The following is a 16,698-nucleotide window of genomic DNA, read 5'->3' on the forward strand; positions in this document are numbered from 1 at the left end:
TCCAAGGCTAAACTCAGAGAGGTAACACAATGAAAAAACTGCTTATCGCGTTGATGACCACGACCGCCGCCATGTCACTGGCGGCGTCCGCACAGGCCGCCGACAAGTTGAAGGCATGCTGGGTCTACACCGGCCCGATCGGCGATTTCGGCTATTCCTACCAGCACGACCAAGGCCGCCTCGAGGTGGAGAAGGCGCTCGGCGACAAGGTCGAAACCGCCTATCTCGAGAACGTCTCGGAAGGTCCCGATGCCGACCGCGCTTTCGAGCGTCTGGCGCGCGAAGGCTGCAAGATCATCTTCGGCACCTCTTTCGGCTTCATGGACCCGGAAGTGAAGGTCGCCAAGAAGTTCCCCAAAGTGATGTTCGAGCACGCCACCGGCTACAAGACCGCTGACAATCTCGGCATCTACAATGCGCGCTTCTATGAAGGCCGCTACGTGCTCGGCCAGATCGCCGCCAAGGAATCGAAGGCAGGGGTCGCCGGCTATATCGTTTCTTTCCCGATCCCCGAAGTGGTGATGGGCATCAACTCCTTCATGCTCGGCGCGCAATCGGTCAACCCGAACTTCAAGGCCAAGATCGTCTGGGTGAACTCCTGGTTCGATCCGGGCAAGGAAGCCGACGCGGCCAAGGCGCTGTTCGACCAGGGCGCCGACATCATCGTCCAGCACACGGATTCCACTGCGGCACTGCAGGTGGCGGAAGAGCGCAAGCTGCACGGCTTCGGCCAGTCCTCCGACATGATCAAGTTCGCGCCGAACGCGCAGCTGACCTCGCTGACGGACGAATGGGGGCCGTACTACATCAGCCGCGTCCAGGCAGCGCTCGACGGCACCTGGAAGCCTGACAATGTCTGGCTCGGCATCAAGGACGGCGCCGTCAAGCTGGCGCCCTTCACCAATATGCCGGACGATGTGAAGGCGATGGCCGAGGCAACCGCCAAGAAAATCGCAGATGGCTGGAACCCCTTCACAGGACCGGTCGCCAAGCAGGACGGCACGCCGTGGCTCAAGGACGGCGAAGTAGCCGACGACGGCACGCTGCTCGGCATGAACTTCTATGTGAAGGGCGTCGACGACAAGTTGCCGCAGTAAGTATCGGAAACGCAAAAGAGAAGGGGCGCCGCCCGGCGCCCTTTTTCACTTCGCGGGCTGCACGCTTCGACTGCGAAACCGCGCCGAGGGCTGTGCCAAAAATCCGATGGCGCCGGGAGGCGCCCTTTTTGGTAATTTTCTAAACCGCCGAGCCGTAAAGGTCGTAGGCGTCGGCGCGGTCGATCTTGACCGTGACGATGTCGCCTTGGCGCAGCGGGCGGCGCGACTGGATATGCACCGAACCGTCGATCTCGGGCGCGTCGTATTTTGTCCGGCCCTTGGCAGACGTGCCATGCGCCTCGTCGATCAGCACCGGCAGGCGCTTGCCGACCTTCTTGGCCAGCTGCGTCGCCGAGATCTTCTGCTGGCGCTGCATGAAGCGATGCCAGCGCGCTTCCTTGATCTCCTGCGGCACCTGTTCGAGGCCGAGATCGTTGGAGCGGGCGCCGCGGACCGGCTCGTATTTAAAGCAGCCGGCGCGATCGATCCTGGCCTCGTCCAGCCAGTCGAGCAGCATCTCGAAATCCTCGTCGGTCTCGTCGGGGAAACCGACGATGAATGTCGAGCGTATCGCCAGATCCGGGCACACCTCGCGCCAGCCGCGAATGCGCTCCAGCGTCTTTTCGCCATGGGCTGGACGGCGCATGTTCTTCAGCACCTGCGGCGAGGCGTGCTGGAAGGGGATGTCCAGATAAGGAAGGATTTTTCCATCCGCCATCAGCGGGATGACATCGGCGACATGCGGGTAGGGGTAGACATAGTGCATGCGTACCCAGATGCCGAGCTTGCCCAGCTCCTCCGACAGGTCGAGGAATTTCGCCCGCACTTCGCGGTCGCCGAACATCGACGTCTGGTACTTGATGTCGATGCCGTAGGCGCTGGTGTCCTGCGAGATGACCAGCAATTCCTTGACCCCGGCCTTGGCCAGCTTCTCGGCCTCGCGCAGCACATCGGCCGCCGGGCGCGAGACGAGGTCGCCGCGCAGTGCGGGAATGATGCAGAAGGTGCAGCGGTTGTTGCAGCCTTCGGAAATCTTGAGATAGGCGTAGTGGCGCGGCGTCAGCTTGACGCCTTGCGGCGGCAGAAGGTCGATATAGGGATCGTGGCTGGGCGGCGCCGCCTCATGCACCGCGGCCATCACGCTCTCATAGGCCTGCGGGCCGGTGATGGCGAGGACGTTGGGGTGCTTCTCTCGGATGACGTCCGGCTCGGCGCCGAGGCAGCCGGTGACGATCACCCGGCCGTTTTCCGAAAGCGCCGAACCAATGGCGTTGAGCGATTCGTCGCGGGCTGAGTCGAGAAAGCCGCAGGTGTTGACGACGACAAGGTCGGCGCCGTCATGCTTGCGTGCGATCTCATAGCCTTCGGCGCGCAGGCGCGTGATGATGCGCTCGGAATCCACAAGCGCCTTCGGGCATCCAAGGCTGACGAAACTGACGCGAGGCGCAGACATGAGAAAACATCCGGGTTTTTCGGGATCGGCGGCCAGTACCACACTTATTGCGGCATTGGTATGGGCAGCGGCTGCGGCGAACGCGACCACTGCCTCCGGCAGATACCCATGCTGCTACAGAAGCTGTGGGACCGGCAGCGTCAGCTCACCACAGGACTGACATGCGGCCAGACCTCGACAACGCCGCGATAGACCATATCGATCGCGACGTAGAGAATGATCAGCAAGCCGACATAGGCGATCCAGCGGTGGCGATGCAGCAGCTTGGCAATGAAGCTCGCGGCCAAGCCCATCAAGGCGATCGACAGCACCAGGCCTATGACAAGCACGGGAAAATGATCGCGCGCCGCACCGGCGACCGCCAGCACATTGTCCAGCGACATCGAAACATCGGCGACGACGATCTGCAGGGCCGCCTGGCCGAGCGTCTTGCGCGGCGCCTTGCCACCCACCGTTCTGTCGCTGTTGAGGTCGGAATCGGACAGCGCCTCGGTCGCCTCGAACTCGTCGGCATGCGACGTCCGCAGCTCGCGCCACATCTTCCAGCACACCCACAACAAAAGGATGCCGCCGGCCAGCAGCAGGCCGACAATGGCAAGAAGCTTGACGGTGACGGCGGCAAACAGGATGCGCAGCACCGTCGCTGCCAACACGCCGATCAGGATGGCTTTCTTGCGCTGCTCGACCGGCAGGCCGGCGGCGGCAAGGCCGATGACGATGGCATTGTCGCCGGCAAGCACCAGATCGATGGCGATGACCTGGAGGAGGGCCGTCATGCTTGCAGCGCTGAAAATGTCCATCGACCGGAGCCCCTTGCTGTATCGGCGTGTTCGTCGTCGGATATGCCGACGCCCTAACGTGTATGGTTCCCGCGCGTCAAGAGACTGCCGGCGCAATTCCAGGAAAAGTGCGTAGCGGTTTTCCGTCCGGAATCATGCAAAAACAAAGAGTTAGAGTGGGTCAGCTGCTCTGTAAAAAGCTGAACCGCTCTAACGGCCGACGCTGAAAGCCACGGGAATAGGGAAGGTCGTTCTGCCAGAGAGAATTCTGGTCGCAGCGAATTCAGTCGTAGAGATTGTACTTCGCCCAGTCGGCTTCCGGAATCTCGTCGCCGATGCGGTAACGGAACTGCAGGACCTCCATATGGTCAGGCGCCGTCTCGCATTTGAACTTCAGCCGGTACCACTGCCCCTTGCTGCGGAAGGCAGCGCCCGGGCTGCGGATGGCATCGGCCTTCATTTCCGGCGTCGCGAAGGCGTAGGCGACGACGCGGTCTGCCTTGTACTTGTGGTCGTCATGGCTGATGCGGTCGAGCACTTCGGCGTCGCATCTCTGCTCCAGCCGGGTCTCCGGGTCGAGTTTCAGCAGGCCGGCGCGCAGGGCGGCGTCCATCGCGTGGGCGGGCCAGGCCAGCGTCACCGAGGCCAGCGCCGCAAGGAATAGTTTTTTCATGGGCGGGAGAACGACCATAACTCGCGTGAAAAATCAACCGGAGTGCCATTTTGGGGCAGCCGGATATGCGCGGAAATCGCCGTTGGCCGGGCAGGGTGTTTTGACGCAGCCGCTTTGATACGTCGCCGGCGCCATTCTTATTTGTCCGGGCTGCCATGCACCGATTGCCTGTTTCGCCGTCTTTGCGCTTCTCGCGATCGCGGCACCCACCGCCACGGCCGCAAGGCGATATAGACAGCGAGGAAGGCTCTTTGTGCAAGGCCGGCCTCGCTGTGCCAGACCTCCCTTATCCCCGCCGCCCGCAAGGCCCTTCGTTGGGTGCTGTTGCGGTCCCAGCGCCGGCTGATGCTGCCCGCCCGGTAGTATTTGTGGCAGAGCACTTGCGGCACGCGGACAAAGCCGCCGAGCAGCGACAGATGCAGAAGCCAGGTCCAGTCGGCGCTGAATTCGCCTTGGCTGTTGGGCTTGATCCCGCCGCTACGGTGGAACGCCCAGGCCCTGAATATCCCACGATTGGGAACCCACCATCCATGCGGCTGGCGCGCCATCGCCCGGCCACGCGCAAAACCGTCCTGCAAGCCCTCCAGCAGGTCGAACTTCCACGTGGCACTTTCGCCGCTGACTTCGATCACTTCGACGTCGCTGAACGACAGTACGGCCGCGGGATTGGCATCGAGCGCCCGCACCAGCGCCTCGATATAGGTTGGATCGATGACGTCGTCATGGAAGGCAAAGAACATCAATTCGCCGCTGGCATTGGCCATCAGATCGTTGGAGTTCTTCAGCCATCCCAGGTTTTTGTCCCGGCGGAGGATACGGACATCGTCGCGGCCGCCGGCGAAGGCTGAAACGATCTCGAATGTCGCGTCGGTCGAATTGTCCTCCCCGACCAGGATCTCGATATTGTCCCAGGTCTGCGCGGCGAGGCTGTCCAGCGTACGCGAAATGAATGCCGCCGAATTGTAGCATGGCACCAGCGCCGTGACCTTCGGCCGCCAGCCGGATCGAAGCTGGACTTGTTTCTGCGCTACCTGCTTCGCGCCGCCCTGTTCTGTCTCACCCATTCACTCGATCCCGCAGATTTGCCGCGCCAGCCTGTCGGCAAGCCACGGCGCCGTCGAATATTTACCTGTGTCGACCGAGATGTAGTTGCCCAGGCGGTTGACCCCGAATTGGTCGCGGCGATGGATCGTGGCTTTCGGGTCGCTGAGCGAACCACGCCCTTGCGCAAACACGAAGCCGCCGCGTACCTCAAGCTCCTCGGCATCGTCGAACATGCTGGAAACACTGGGCAACAACCGGGCGAGCGTGGCGCGAACGTTGCCGATGAACCGCTGTCGTGCGTCGGCATCGAGCGCTTGCGGCGTTTCGATCGACAATTCGCCACTCTCCGCAAGCAACCCGCTCGGGTACCAGGAGAGATAGAAGTTGCGCCCGTCATAGTTTTTTATGTCGCCGAACGGGCCAAGGGCGACGACCGCGCACGGCACATCGACAGGCTGGCTGGTGCGGCCGAACAGGCAAAGCCTGTAGCGGTGCGACCATCCGGGAACCGGCTCGATGCCGGCCGTGCGGTCGACAGCCAGCCGCCCCTCCCAAAGGCAATTGACGACGATGTCGAACGCCTCACTTTTTTCGCTTGCGACCGCCACGCGCCATTTCCTGTCAATTCCGTCCACCGGCTGTGCCGACAGGACTTTGGACGCCATCCGCAAGCTGATATTGGGTTCACCCCGAAGCGCCGCGCAAAGCCGGTCGGCAACCCATCGCGTGTTGACGGATCGCTCCGGCACCTGGAAGCCCCCGACGATCTGGTCCGAGTTGGTGACATCGGCCAATTCAGTTTTGGAAAGCCGATTCGATCGCGCCGCCGATACGTCGGCAAGGTAGCTGGTGGCGTCAGCGTGGCTGCGCACCAATACATCCACACGTTCAAAGATCGCCCCCAGCGCCTCGGCAGCGACGATCGAGTTGCGATGGACCAGATAAAGGTCTTCCGAAAAGGTCGTGTGCGCTTCCAGATTGCTTCCGATCAGCTCGGAAACAAGCCTGCCGAAACACAGTCCTCCCGAAAGCAGATGCCGGGCGGTCAGCAGCGAGGGATCGTTCCCGTAGAGATAGCCGAGATGAATCTTGCCCTCGTTCCAACGGCTGGCGCAGGCCATCGGCTCGCTCTCCTTGTCGAAGAGGGACACCGCGTAGCCTCTGCGGGCCATCATGAGAGCGAGGCTGGCGCCCATGATGCCGGCGCCGAGAATAGCCATTCTGCCGCGAGGCGCTGTCATGTCCTGGCGCGCATCGCGGCCTCTCCTTTCCCGATGAGTGTCATCAGGGGTTCGATACGTAGTTTTCAGGGTCGTATTCGGTATCGCAGAAAACCAGCAAAGACGGGTTCTCCCCTTCATAGGTCTGCAGCGCCCACACCGGGGCATCGACCAGCACCGCGCGGTTCGATGCGGTGAGCGTCAGCCGTTCGGTCTGTTCCTGATAGCGAAATTCGATGCCGATCTCGCCCGACAGCTGCATCATCAATTGCCGGCCCGAGCCGTGTGCATGTCCGCCCCGCGACGTGCCGCGCGGCGCGGTGACGACGAACGCCCGCACGGCTTGGAAATTGTAACCGCTGAACTCGATAGCGGTCAGCATTCCCCTGGGATCGCAATGTAACGGAGTGGGGATCTCGGTGACCTTGCCGCCAAAGAACGTTCGATGCTGCATAACGTAAGCCCGCCAGATGCCGGTCGAAATTTACCTCAGACTAGCGCTTATATCAAAAGGCAGAGAATACAACCACTTAGGCGGTGTTTTGGGACACAGCAGCGGATCGATGTCGAGCTCGGCCTCAGGCCGATACGGTGCCGACTACCGAAGGTCGCCGCGCCGTCACGACTTCTGAGTCGCGGCCGAAACCACGGCTTAAGACCTTGGTCCGAGCGGTCTAGGACCTTTGAGTTCGGAAGGCCGGCCGGTCCCAACGAGGGTGATCTACTTCAGCAATTTCAAAGAGTTATGCTGGTTGGCGTTTCGCCGGCCGGCCGCTTCGTTGTCGCAATGAAAGCACAGCTATATCCAAGTTTACCCTTTGTGTTAGCGATTCCTCATGTTGCCCGCTATAGCGGTTAGTGGCGGTGGCAATCTCGGAGGTAGTTATGACATCCCGAAAGACCCTTTTTGCTGCATTTGCGGTGTTCTCGCTTCTGGTGTCGCCGGCCCTGGCTGCTGCTGGTGGCAACGGCCATGGTAACGGCCATGGCAATGGTAACGGCAATGGCAATGGCAATGGCAATGGCAATAGCGGAGGAAACGGTAATGCTGGCGGCAATGGCGGAGGCGGCGGTTCGCTCGGCAAGTCGGCATCCGCCAAGGGCCAGGTCGCCAAGGCCGCTACCGGTTCAGTGTCCAAGGAAAAGAATATCCATGCCAAGCTGGGCCGATTGAACTCACTGCAGCGCAACGCCAACGCCTTTATGCACTCCAAGAGCAAGAACTTCGCTGGCGTGCAGGCTTTTGTGACACAGTCGGCAATAGCCAAGAACGCTCAATCGGCGCTCGATGCCGCTAATCAGGCGGTTGCCGACGCCAAAGCGGCGCTCGACGCGCTGAATGCGAAAGCGGCTGACCCGAATACCCCGCCCGAAGATGTCCCGACGCAGGCCGACCTCGATGCAGCACAGGCAGCGCTCGATGACGCCACCCAGGATGCGGCCGCTGCTCAGACCGCCGCCACAGCTGCCGCTGCCAACGTCCCATCGATCGATGCAGCCCTTGCCCAAATGGCCAACAAGCCCGTTGACCCTGAGGTGACAGATTGGGCCAATAGCGTACTTGCCGACAAGATCGACCAAGTAGCCGCCAAGCTGGCGCCGGCCGCGCCTTAAGGCCCCATGCGGCGGCAGCGATCCAATCGACGATAAGCCGTCGGGTCCGCCCGGCGGCTGCACCTTTCTCGCCTATCTGCAGCGTTGGTCCCAATGCAGGTCCGAGATTCTGGTCATGGCTATTTTGCAAAATCTCCAGCCGGGCCGCCGTCCTCAAGACTGAATTCATGCGTGCTTCGCGCATCTTCATCGACCACACGAAACCAATGCTCCTGAAGCGCTCTAGGCGACACCCTTTGGCCCGTGACCTTCTCTACCGCAGATAACGGATCATCGGCGCTCGTGGCCTGAGTTGAGACACACTCCTCTCCATGCCACTCTTCCACCTGGTACTCTGGCATGCCGGCCTACCTACCGCTCCCCAGAGCCTTCGCTTCCCGCTCCAGCGTCTCGCGTCGGTTGCCGTGCTTCGCGATCAATTCCTTGACCTGCTGCGGGGTGATGCCGGCCTTGGTGGCGAAATACTCGACTTCATAATCCTCATCGGCAGAGACGCGGTCCCGATCGCGGAAGTCCGTCTTCGTTTTGTCGTCGGCCATTTGCTTTGCTCCTGGTTGAATGATCAACCGCAACGTGCAGCCGCAGCCTTTTGTTGCAGCGGAGCCCGGATTTCCGAAACGGTCACATGGGAAAACGGCCCTCAGTCGCAGGAGGTGCTGGTGTTGCTGTAACTTTGAACGGAACGGTTCTTCTCCTTGACGGTTGTGACGTGAAGGAGATGCCTCATGTTTGAAAGTGTGATGTGGTTGATCGTCGTTGCTGGTGGGCCACTGTTGCTGGCCCTATTGATGGCATACGTTCTTATGACCCGACGCCACCGTGGTCCTGCAGAACGCATGGAAAGCGACCGCGCGACCAAACGGCTCTATCGCCAGGACGAACGTTGATCCTGAGGCTGGGGCAACGTTTGCGCTCACGCTGGCCCGCTGCCTCGCGGTGGCAGGCTTCTTCGTTTTAGGAAGTTAGGAATAACTTAGGAAAGATTTGGCCCTCTTTGAAAATACAGAGGCAATTCAGCACGGTAGCCAAATATCTGGCGGAGGGAGTGGGATTCGAACCCACGGTGGGCTTGCACCCACGCCGGTTTTCAAGACCGGTGCCTTAAACCGCTCGGCCATCCCTCCAACGTGACTTTTCAATCATCTAGGAACATCAACCGACCCAGTGAACGACAGTTGGTATCGAATGATACCTATCCTTCCGGACCAGCTTGCGGTTCATTTCTCTAGAGCGTTGCCCATCGCCAAGTCAACCATCGGCGCTGCCATGGATAATAGGGGGTGGCGTTCGTTACCCGAACGGAGCTGCGAACCCGTTTTCGAAGGAGCCGGGATCTAATTGCGATCCTTGCTGCCGACCTGCACAAGTTGCAGAAGACCCAGCACGACAAGTGCGAGCAAGGTAGCCAAAGCCGCGATCTGCCAGAACCCGAGCCCAACCGCCAGGCCTATGGCGCCTGCCAGCCACATGCCCGCCCCAGTGGTAAGCCCTTGAACCTCGCCCTTGGAGAAGAAGATCAAGCCCGCGGCCAGAAATGCCACGCCGGCAGTCGTGGCTTCGATCAAGCGGATAGGATCAATGGCGATTTCCTGACCATCGAAGACGTGAAGATGAGTAATCTCGATCGTGAGGATCGCAATTAGAGCCGTCGCAACACAGACCAGGATGTGTGTCCTCAATCCGGCCGGTCGGTTACGCCATTCGCGTTCGATCCCAACGATGGAGCCAAGGACGGCCGCGAGCAAAAGCCTGGCTGAAATTACGGAAAAGGGCAGCCACGTCTGTTGCCCGAAACGTTCAATGAATTCATCCATGAGGCGCAGAACGTATCTCGGGTCGGTCGGTTCCAGGCAGCCGCGCTTCATGCCACAGGTTCACTTCCAGACTCCAAAGGACAGAGGTCTCGGATGCCTCCTCACAGGCGCCCGGCCAGCCCGGGACCTGGCCGCCACATTCCTGCCCGGTTTCGGACACAATCGATTAATACGCTGATAAACAATTCCTGCGCACAAGGGATGGGGATTGGCGCGTCGCAGGCATTGCTCATCTGGCTCCGCCGAAATTCTAGAAGCGGCGCCTGTGTCGAGACGGTAGGGGACATCGGAAAACATGCAGACCACGACGCATCGGCGTCTTCGTCGCGCTCCTGCTTTGGTGTTGTGCGCTCTTTCGGCTGCGTTGCTGGCCGCGTGCGCGTCGCCGCAGTCCGAGCCGAAAGCCATGGTCTACAAGAAGCCTCGCTCGAAGGAATATTTTGCCGAGACCGAGTACGGCGTGAAGGCCAGCCCGCGCGTTCAGTACATGCGGCGCGGCGGCGGCCGCGACCAGTTGGGCAAGCCCTATCAGGTGCGCGGCAAGTGGTATTACCCCAAGGAAGACAAGCGCTACGCCAAGGTCGGTCTCGCCTCCTGGTATGGCGATGCCTTCCACGGTCGTCTCACAGCCAATGGCGAAGTCTACGACATGACCCATCTGACCGCGGCGCATCCGACCATGCCGCTGCCGAGCTATGCCCGTGTCACCAACACCGAGACCGGAAGCTCGGTCATCGTGCGCGTCAACGACCGCGGCCCCTATCATGAGGGACGCATCATCGATGTCTCGGAACGCGCCGCGCAAATGCTCGACTATGCCAAGGTCGGCACGGCCAGGGTCAAAGTGGAATATATCGGCCGCGCGCCGCTCGACGGCGACGACGACCAATATCTGGTCGCCTCCTATCGCCCGGGCAACAACCGCCCGGACCCGTCCGATGGCTTGCCGACCGGCGTCATGGTGGCGATGAACGGACCTTCGCCGAGCCTATCTGTTGGCGCACCCCCTGCCGTAGTGCCGTTTCCTGGTCAGTTGACGAATTCCGACACACAGCCAGTGATGTCGATGCAGGCACCGGCCTCAAGCGATGTGACGCTGCCTGAATTCGGGCCGATCGTGCCTCAGCGCCCGGAATCGTCCTTTGCCGTGGCTTCGCTCTCCTATGCGGATGAGCGCGTACAGCGCGCCGACGTCTTTGCAGCGCTTGACGACCAGGGCATGTCGCCAGCCGACATCCTGCAATCGTGGAAGAAATCCAACCCGCAGGCATTGCCTGCCGTTTCCGACTATGTCGCCGCCGGATCCTTCGACGATGCTGCCGAGGCAAAGCGGGTGGCTGCGGCTCTCGAACCGTTCGGCAGGACCGAAATCCAGAGCACCGAACTCGACGGCAATGACTGGTACGCGGTCAATCTCTATCCGGATGGCCATGGCAATGTCGACGACCTCTTGCGCGCGGCATGGTCGCATGGCGCGCCGGACGCGCTGGCTGTGCGCAACTGACCAACAAAGGCACGCCGGTTTTGTCATTGCGCGGTTGATCCGCCGGGAAGAAGCCTGATAGCGTTGCGGCAAGTTTCTGCCGGCTAACAGTCGAGCCTCTTCATGCGATTTCGCCTTTTCCACCCTTTTGCCGGGCTTTTTGGCCTTGGCTTCTTGCTTGCCGCGCTGGTTCCGGCCAACGCGCAGCTTTTTGAGACCAAGGCCACGCAGGCATTCATGATCGATGCCGAAACCGGCACGGTGCTGTTTTCCAAGGATGCAGATCAACCGATCCCGCCGGCCTCGATGGCCAAGCTGATGACCATGGAGATGGTCTTCAACGCCATCAAGTCGAAGCGCATGAGCCTCGACGACACCTTCGTGGTCTCGGAAAATGCCTGGCGCAAGGGCGGTGCGCCTTCGGGAACGTCGACCATGTTTGCCAAGCTCAAATCGGCGATCCGGGTCGAGGACCTGATCCAGGGGGTGACCATCCAGGCCGCCAATGACGGCTGCATGGTGCTGGCCGAAGGCATGGCCGGTTCGGAAGAGAATTTCGCCGCGCAGATGAACGATCGCGCGCGCCAGATCGGGCTGGCGAAATCCACATTCGTCAATTCCACCGGCCTGCCGGCCGACGGCCAGCAGACGACGGTGCGCGAACTGGCGCAGCTTGGCCTGCATATCTGGCGCGAATATCCGGATCTCTATCTCTATTACGGCCGGGCCGATTTCACCTGGAACAAGATCTCGCAAAAGAACCGCAACCCGTTGCTGGCCATGGGCATCGGCGCCGACGGAATGGCGGTCGGGTCGAGCGAGGCGGGCGGCTTCGGCATTGTCGGCTCGGTCAGCCATGACGGGACCAGGGTGTTCGCGGCGATGAGCGGATTGGCCAACGACCGCGAGCGCGCCGAGGAAGCGCGCAAGCTGCTCGAATGGGGCGTCCGCTCCTTCGAGAAGACTGAGATTTTCGCCAGCAACGAAGTGGTCGGCGAGGCCCAGGTGTTCGGCGGCGCCAAATCCAGCGTGGCGCTGAAGGCAAAGGCGCCGATCGACGTCCTGCTGCCGATCGCCAACCGCGACAAGCTGACCGCCAGGATCGTCTATCAGGGGCCGGTATCGGCGCCGGTGGAGGAGGGGCAACCCGTCGGCGCGCTGCGCGTCTGGATCGGCGATACGCTGAGCCAGGAAACGCCGCTTTTCGCCGCCGAATCGGTCGGCGTCGGCACACTGCCGCAACGCGCGTTTGATGCCGCCAGGGAACTGGCCGTAGGCTGGCTGCGTTGAGTTCCTGCGGCGTGGACCTTTTCTCAGGCGCGGACTAAGACACCAGCGCAAAGCAGGACAAAGGCCTTTCGATTGGCAAGCGGATTTTTCATCACCTTCGAAGGCGGCGAGGGAGCCGGCAAGTCGACGCAGATCGAGCGGCTGGCCCAGAAGATGCGCGCCAAGAAATACGATGTCCTCCTCACCCGCGAACCCGGGGGGTCACCCGGCGCCGAGGCGGTCAGGCACGTGCTCCTGTCCGGCGCCGCCGAGCCTTTCGGGCCGAAGATGGAGGCGCTGCTGTTTGCCGCCGCACGCTCCGACCATGTCGAGCAGGTCATCCGGCCGGCGGTGGAGCGCGGCTCCATCGTGCTTTGCGACCGTTTCCTGGATTCGTCGCGCGTCTATCAGGGCGTCACCGGCGGCCTCGATCCGGCTTTCATGGAAGCTCTGGAGGAGGTCGCCATCAACGGCATGATGCCGGATATGACGCTGATCCTTGACATTGACCCCGCCGAGGGCTTGCGGCGCGCCACCGCGCGGCGTGGCGCCGAGGACGGTCCCGACCGCTTCGAAAAGGAGACGCTGGACATCCACCAGCGCCGCCGCGACGCCTTCCTGGCGATCGCAACCGCCGAGCCGGACCGCTGCATCGTGATCGACGCGTCGGCGCCTCCCGCTACGGTGGAGGATGTCATCACCGCGGTGGTGTTCGCCGCACTTGAGGCGAGGGCGCCCGCGCGCAACCGACAGGCGGCGCCCGCATGATCTTCGAACGCATCGCTCCCGAGCAGCACGACACGCTGGACGGTGTACCGGAGCCGTCCGAGACGCTGCGCCTGGTCGGCCATGAGCAGGCGGCCGCGATGCTCGCTGCCGCCTATCGCTCGGGAAAACTGCCGCATGCGGTGATCTTTGCCGGGCCGATCGGCATCGGCAAGGCGACGCTTGCCTTTCACCTGGCGCACCATCTGTTGAAGCATCCGGCCTTCGACCAGGCGCCGGATGTGTTTGCCGTTCCCGATCCGGCCTCATCGCTGTTTCGCCAGATCGCCACCGGGGCGCATCCCGGCGTGCTGCATCTGACCAGGCCGCTGAACGACAAGACCAAGAGCTTCAAGACGGTCGTCACCGTCGACGAGATCCGCAAGGTCAACCGCTTCCTGTCGCTGACCTCGCATGACGGCAGCTACCGGGTGGTGATCGTCGATCCGGCCGACGACATGAACACCAACGCCGCCAATGCCTTGCTGAAGAACCTCGAGGAGCCGCCGAGCCGCACGCTGTTCATCCTCATCGTGCATGCGCCGGGCAGCCTTTTGCCGACCATCCGCTCGCGCTGCCAGATGGTGCGGCTGACGCCGCTCGATGCCGGCAGCCTGATGAGCGTTCTGGAAACCGTCGAGCCGCCGCCACCTTCCGATCCTGCCGCGCGCGCGGCACTGGCGGAACGGGCAGGGGGCAGCGCCCGCAATGCGATCCTTCTGACCCAATATGGCGGGCTGGAGATTGCCGGCACGCTCGACGCCCTGGTCACGTCGGGCAGGAGCGACATCGCCGGCGCCTATCGCCTTGCCGAGGCCGTCGCCGGCCGCGACCAGGCGATCCAGTTCGACATCTTCAACCGCCGCGCGCTCGATCTGCTCTCCACCGGCGCCAGTGAAGCCGCGCTGGCTGGGGATCTCGCGCGGGCGAAAACGCTGTCCGACACTTGGCACGAGGCGCTGAACGCCATATCTGAGACCGATACCTACAATCTTGACAAGAAGCAGCACGCCTTGACCATGATCGACCGCCTGAATTCCGCAATGCGAATGTGACCGGTTTCGGCATTGGGGCGGGATGGCAATCGCCGTCTCGATGCGATATCCACCGCTCACATTCATTCGGCCATTCATGACGGTTAATTCATGTCACGCGACACATTCTACATCACGACACCAATTTTCTATCCGAACGGCAAGCCGCATATCGGCCACGCCTATACGGTCATTGCGACCGACGCGCTGGCCCGCTTCCAGCGCCTGGACGGCAAGGACGTGCTCTCCCTCACCGGCACTGACGAACACGGCCTCAAGATGCAGCAGACGGCCGAGAAGGAAGGCATAACGCCACTCGCGCTTGCCGACCGCAACTCGGCGATCTTCCGTTCGATGACAGAGGTCCTGGGCGGCTCGAATGATGATTACATCCGCACGACGGAACCACGCCACTACGAGTCGTGCCAGGCGATCTGGAAGGCGATGGCGGCCAATGGCGACATCTATCTCGACCGCTACAGCGGCTGGTATTCGATCCGCCAGGAAGCCTATTTCGAAGAGAGCGAAACCACGCTCGGCGACGACGGCGTGCGCCGCGAGCCGCTTGGCTCGCCGGTCGAATGGAATGAGGAGGAAAGCTACTTCTTCAGGCTTTCCGCCTATCAGGACAAATTGCTTGCGCTGTACGAAAGCCAGCCCGATTTCGTCGGTCCGGCCGAGCGCCGAAATGAGGTGATGAGCTTCGTCAGGTCCGGCCTCAAGGACATCTCGGTCTCGCGCACGACCTTCAATTGGGGCGTGCCGGTGCCCGGCGACGACAAGCATGTGATGTATGTCTGGGTCGATGCCTTGACCAACTACATCACCGCTGCCGGCTATCCCGACACCAAGGCCGAGCAATGGCGCTACTGGCCGGCCACGCACATTATCGGCAAGGACATCGTCCGCTTCCATGCCGTCTACTGGCCGGCTTTCCTGATGTCGGCCGGCATCGAACTGCCGAAGCGCGTCTTCGCGCATGGCTTCCTGTTCAACCGCGGCGAGAAAATGTCGAAGTCGGTCGGCAATGTCGTAGACCCCTTCACCATGGTCGAGCATTACGGCCTCGACCAGGTGCGCTATTTCTTCTTGCGTGAGGTGCCATTCGGCCAGGACGGCAGCTACAGCCATGACGCGATCGTCAACCGCACAAATGCCGATCTCGCCAACGGTCTCGGCAATCTGGCGCAGCGCTCGCTGTCGATGATCGCCAAGAACTGCGGCGGCGTGGTGCCGCATCGCGGCGAGCTGACCGAAGCCGACAGCGCGATCCTCGACCAGGCGGTGGAAGCGCTGGGTACCGCGCGCCAGGCGATGGCGGAACAGGGCATCCATCTCGCGTTGGCGGCGATCTTCGGCGTTGTGGCGGAAGCGGATCGCTACTTCGCCTCGCAGGCGCCCTGGGCGCTGAAGAAGACCGATCCGGCGCGCATGGAAACAGTGCTGTGGACGACCGCCGAACTGGTGCGGCGCGTGGCATTGCTGTGCCAGCCCTACATTCCGGGGTCGGCCGGCAAGCTGCTGGACCTGCTGGCGGTGCCGGCGGACAAGCGTGACTTCGCGCATGTCCATGCCGACTATGCGCTGGTGCCCGGCACGGCGCTGCCCGCGCCGGAGGGCGTGTTTCCGCGTTATGTCGAAAACCCTGAGGCGAGCGCCTGATGCTCGTCGACAGCCATTGCCATCTCGACTTTCCGGATTTCACCGAGGAGCGGGCGGCCATCGTCGCCCGCGCCAAGGCTGCCGGTATAGGTCACATGGTGACCATCTCGACACGCGTGAAGCGGTTTGCGCAAGTGCTTGAGATTGCCGAGAGTTTCGACGAAATCTATTGCTCGGTCGGCACTCATCCTCACAATGCCGGCGAAGAGCTGGATGTGACGGCTGAGGACCTTGTGCGCCTGTCCGCGCACCCGAAGGTGGTGGCGATCGGCGAGGCCGGGCTCGACTATTTTTACGACAAGGCGCCACGCGATGCGCAGGCGCAGGGCTTTCGCACTCACATAGCGGCCGCGCGCGAGACCGGCTTGCCGCTGGTGATCCATTCGCGCGATGCCGATGACGACATGGCTGCCATCCTCGAAGACGAAACAGGGAAGGGCGCCTTCCCCTTCATCCTGCATTGTTTTTCGTCGGGGCGACGGCTGGCAGAGGTCGGCGTGGCGCTTGGTGGCTATGTGTCCTTCTCGGGCATACTGACCTTCAAGAACTCCGCCGATTTACGCGCCATCGCAGCCGATGTGCCGCATGACCGGCTGCTGGTCGAGACCGACGCACCGTATCTGGCGCCGGTGCCGTTCCGCGGCAAACGCAACGAGCCGGCCTATATCGCGCATACAGCCAAGGTGCTGGCGGAGACGGTCGGCGTTGGCGAAGCCGAGATCGCGACGCTGACGACGGCAAACTTCTTCCGGCTGTTCGGCAAGATGCCGCGGCCCGCCGGGCTCTGACGC

General features: G+C 62.1%; 17 protein-coding genes and 1 tRNA gene. 9 read left to right on the forward strand and 9 right to left on the reverse strand.

Translation table 11 applies throughout. The annotated features are described in order from the left end of the window. Positions 1-29: 29 nt before the first annotated feature. Positions 30-1,097, forward strand: coding sequence for a BMP family ABC transporter substrate-binding protein (locus AC3EMP_RS21805; protein WP_023682527.1), 1,068 nt, complete (start codon positions 30-32; stop codon positions 1,095-1,097). Between the two features lie 139 nt (positions 1,098-1,236). Here AC3EMP_RS21805 and rimO read toward each other — a convergent pair whose 3' ends face one another. The 6 genes from rimO to AC3EMP_RS21835 all read right to left on the reverse strand — a co-directional run bounded on the left by rimO (position 1,237) and on the right by AC3EMP_RS21835 (position 6,720). After that, entirely contained in the window at positions 1,237-2,550 is a 1,314-nt protein-coding gene (gene rimO, locus AC3EMP_RS21810) for a 30S ribosomal protein S12 methylthiotransferase RimO (protein ID WP_023688481.1), read from the reverse strand. A 140-nt stretch (positions 2,551-2,690) separates the two neighbouring features. After that, positions 2,691-3,350 carry a TerC family protein gene (locus AC3EMP_RS21815; protein ID WP_023668959.1) on the reverse strand — a complete coding sequence of 220 codons (660 nt, stop codon included), beginning with the start codon at positions 3,348-3,350 and terminating at the stop codon, positions 2,691-2,693. A gap of 262 nt (positions 3,351-3,612) precedes the next feature. Continuing rightward, positions 3,613-4,020 carry a DUF930 domain-containing protein gene (locus AC3EMP_RS21820; protein ID WP_032889884.1) on the reverse strand — a complete coding sequence of 136 codons (408 nt, stop codon included), beginning with the start codon at positions 4,018-4,020 and terminating at the stop codon, positions 3,613-3,615. A gap of 119 nt (positions 4,021-4,139) precedes the next feature. Next, the gene (locus AC3EMP_RS21825) at positions 4,140-5,066 is read right to left on the reverse strand and encodes a glycosyltransferase family 2 protein (protein ID WP_023691313.1); all 927 of its coding nucleotides are present in this window, start codon (positions 5,064-5,066) and stop codon (positions 4,140-4,142) included. Next, positions 5,067-6,266: an FAD-dependent oxidoreductase gene (locus tag AC3EMP_RS21830; protein WP_023706820.1), complete on the reverse strand. Its 1,200-nt coding sequence runs from the start codon at positions 6,264-6,266 to the stop codon at positions 5,067-5,069. Positions 6,267-6,330: 64 nt separating this feature from the next. After that, complete coding sequence (locus AC3EMP_RS21835; protein WP_352597244.1) at positions 6,331-6,720, reverse strand: sugar 3,4-ketoisomerase; 390 nt, start codon at positions 6,718-6,720, stop codon at positions 6,331-6,333. Positions 6,721-7,151: 431 nt separating this feature from the next. Between AC3EMP_RS21835 and AC3EMP_RS21840 the strand changes: the two genes are divergently transcribed. Continuing rightward, positions 7,152-7,880, forward strand: a complete 729-nt coding sequence (locus tag AC3EMP_RS21840) for a hypothetical protein (protein ID WP_023688477.1) — start codon at positions 7,152-7,154, stop codon at positions 7,878-7,880. 347 nt (positions 7,881-8,227) lie between these two features. On the opposite strand, the gene AC3EMP_RS21845 is transcribed toward AC3EMP_RS21840, so the two are convergent. Further along, positions 8,228-8,419 carry a DUF3606 domain-containing protein gene (locus tag AC3EMP_RS21845; protein WP_023668952.1) on the reverse strand — a complete coding sequence of 64 codons (192 nt, stop codon included), beginning with the start codon at positions 8,417-8,419 and terminating at the stop codon, positions 8,228-8,230. Positions 8,420-8,605: 186 nt separating this feature from the next. Between AC3EMP_RS21845 and AC3EMP_RS21850 the strand changes: the two genes are divergently transcribed. Further along, a complete protein-coding gene (locus tag AC3EMP_RS21850) occupies positions 8,606-8,767 on the forward strand; it encodes a hypothetical protein (RefSeq protein ID WP_023691300.1) in 162 nt (53 codons plus the stop codon). Between the two features lie 147 nt (positions 8,768-8,914). Here AC3EMP_RS21850 and AC3EMP_RS21855 read toward each other — a convergent pair. Together AC3EMP_RS21855 and AC3EMP_RS21860 are read right to left on the reverse strand one after the other, a co-directional pair. Continuing rightward, positions 8,915-9,004: transfer RNA gene (locus tag AC3EMP_RS21855), tRNA-Ser, on the reverse strand. A gap of 210 nt (positions 9,005-9,214) precedes the next feature. Beyond that, positions 9,215-9,745 (reverse strand): MgtC/SapB family protein, encoded by a 531-nt coding sequence (locus tag AC3EMP_RS21860; RefSeq protein WP_023728036.1) that lies wholly within the window; start codon positions 9,743-9,745, stop codon positions 9,215-9,217. Between the two features lie 244 nt (positions 9,746-9,989). On the opposite strand from AC3EMP_RS21860, the gene AC3EMP_RS21865 reads away from it, so the two are divergent. The 6 genes from AC3EMP_RS21865 to AC3EMP_RS21890 all read left to right on the forward strand — a co-directional run bounded on the left by AC3EMP_RS21865 (position 9,990) and on the right by AC3EMP_RS21890 (position 16,695). After that, positions 9,990-11,198, forward strand: a complete 1,209-nt coding sequence (locus AC3EMP_RS21865) for a septal ring lytic transglycosylase RlpA family protein (protein WP_352546056.1) — start codon at positions 9,990-9,992, stop codon at positions 11,196-11,198. Positions 11,199-11,300: 102 nt separating this feature from the next. Continuing rightward, positions 11,301-12,467 carry a D-alanyl-D-alanine carboxypeptidase family protein gene (locus AC3EMP_RS21870; RefSeq protein ID WP_352597248.1) on the forward strand — a complete coding sequence of 389 codons (1,167 nt, stop codon included), beginning with the start codon at positions 11,301-11,303 and terminating at the stop codon, positions 12,465-12,467. Between the two features lie 72 nt (positions 12,468-12,539). Next, the gene (gene tmk / locus AC3EMP_RS21875) at positions 12,540-13,214 is read left to right on the forward strand and encodes a dTMP kinase (protein WP_352597250.1); all 675 of its coding nucleotides are present in this window, start codon (positions 12,540-12,542) and stop codon (positions 13,212-13,214) included. Continuing rightward, positions 13,211-14,266, forward strand: a complete 1,056-nt coding sequence (locus AC3EMP_RS21880; protein WP_023745049.1) for a DNA polymerase III subunit delta' — start codon at positions 13,211-13,213, stop codon at positions 14,264-14,266. The genes tmk and AC3EMP_RS21880 overlap by 4 nt, the downstream gene beginning before the upstream one ends. Positions 14,267-14,356: 90 nt before the next feature. Continuing rightward, positions 14,357-15,907 (forward strand): methionine--tRNA ligase, encoded by a 1,551-nt coding sequence (gene metG, locus AC3EMP_RS21885; protein WP_023825572.1) that lies wholly within the window; start codon positions 14,357-14,359, stop codon positions 15,905-15,907. After that, complete coding sequence (locus tag AC3EMP_RS21890; protein WP_023696113.1) at positions 15,907-16,695, forward strand: TatD family hydrolase; 789 nt, start codon at positions 15,907-15,909, stop codon at positions 16,693-16,695. The genes metG and AC3EMP_RS21890 overlap by 1 nt, the downstream gene beginning before the upstream one ends. Positions 16,696-16,698 lie beyond the last annotated feature (3 nt).

The organism is Mesorhizobium sp. P160219, from assembly GCF_057786095.1.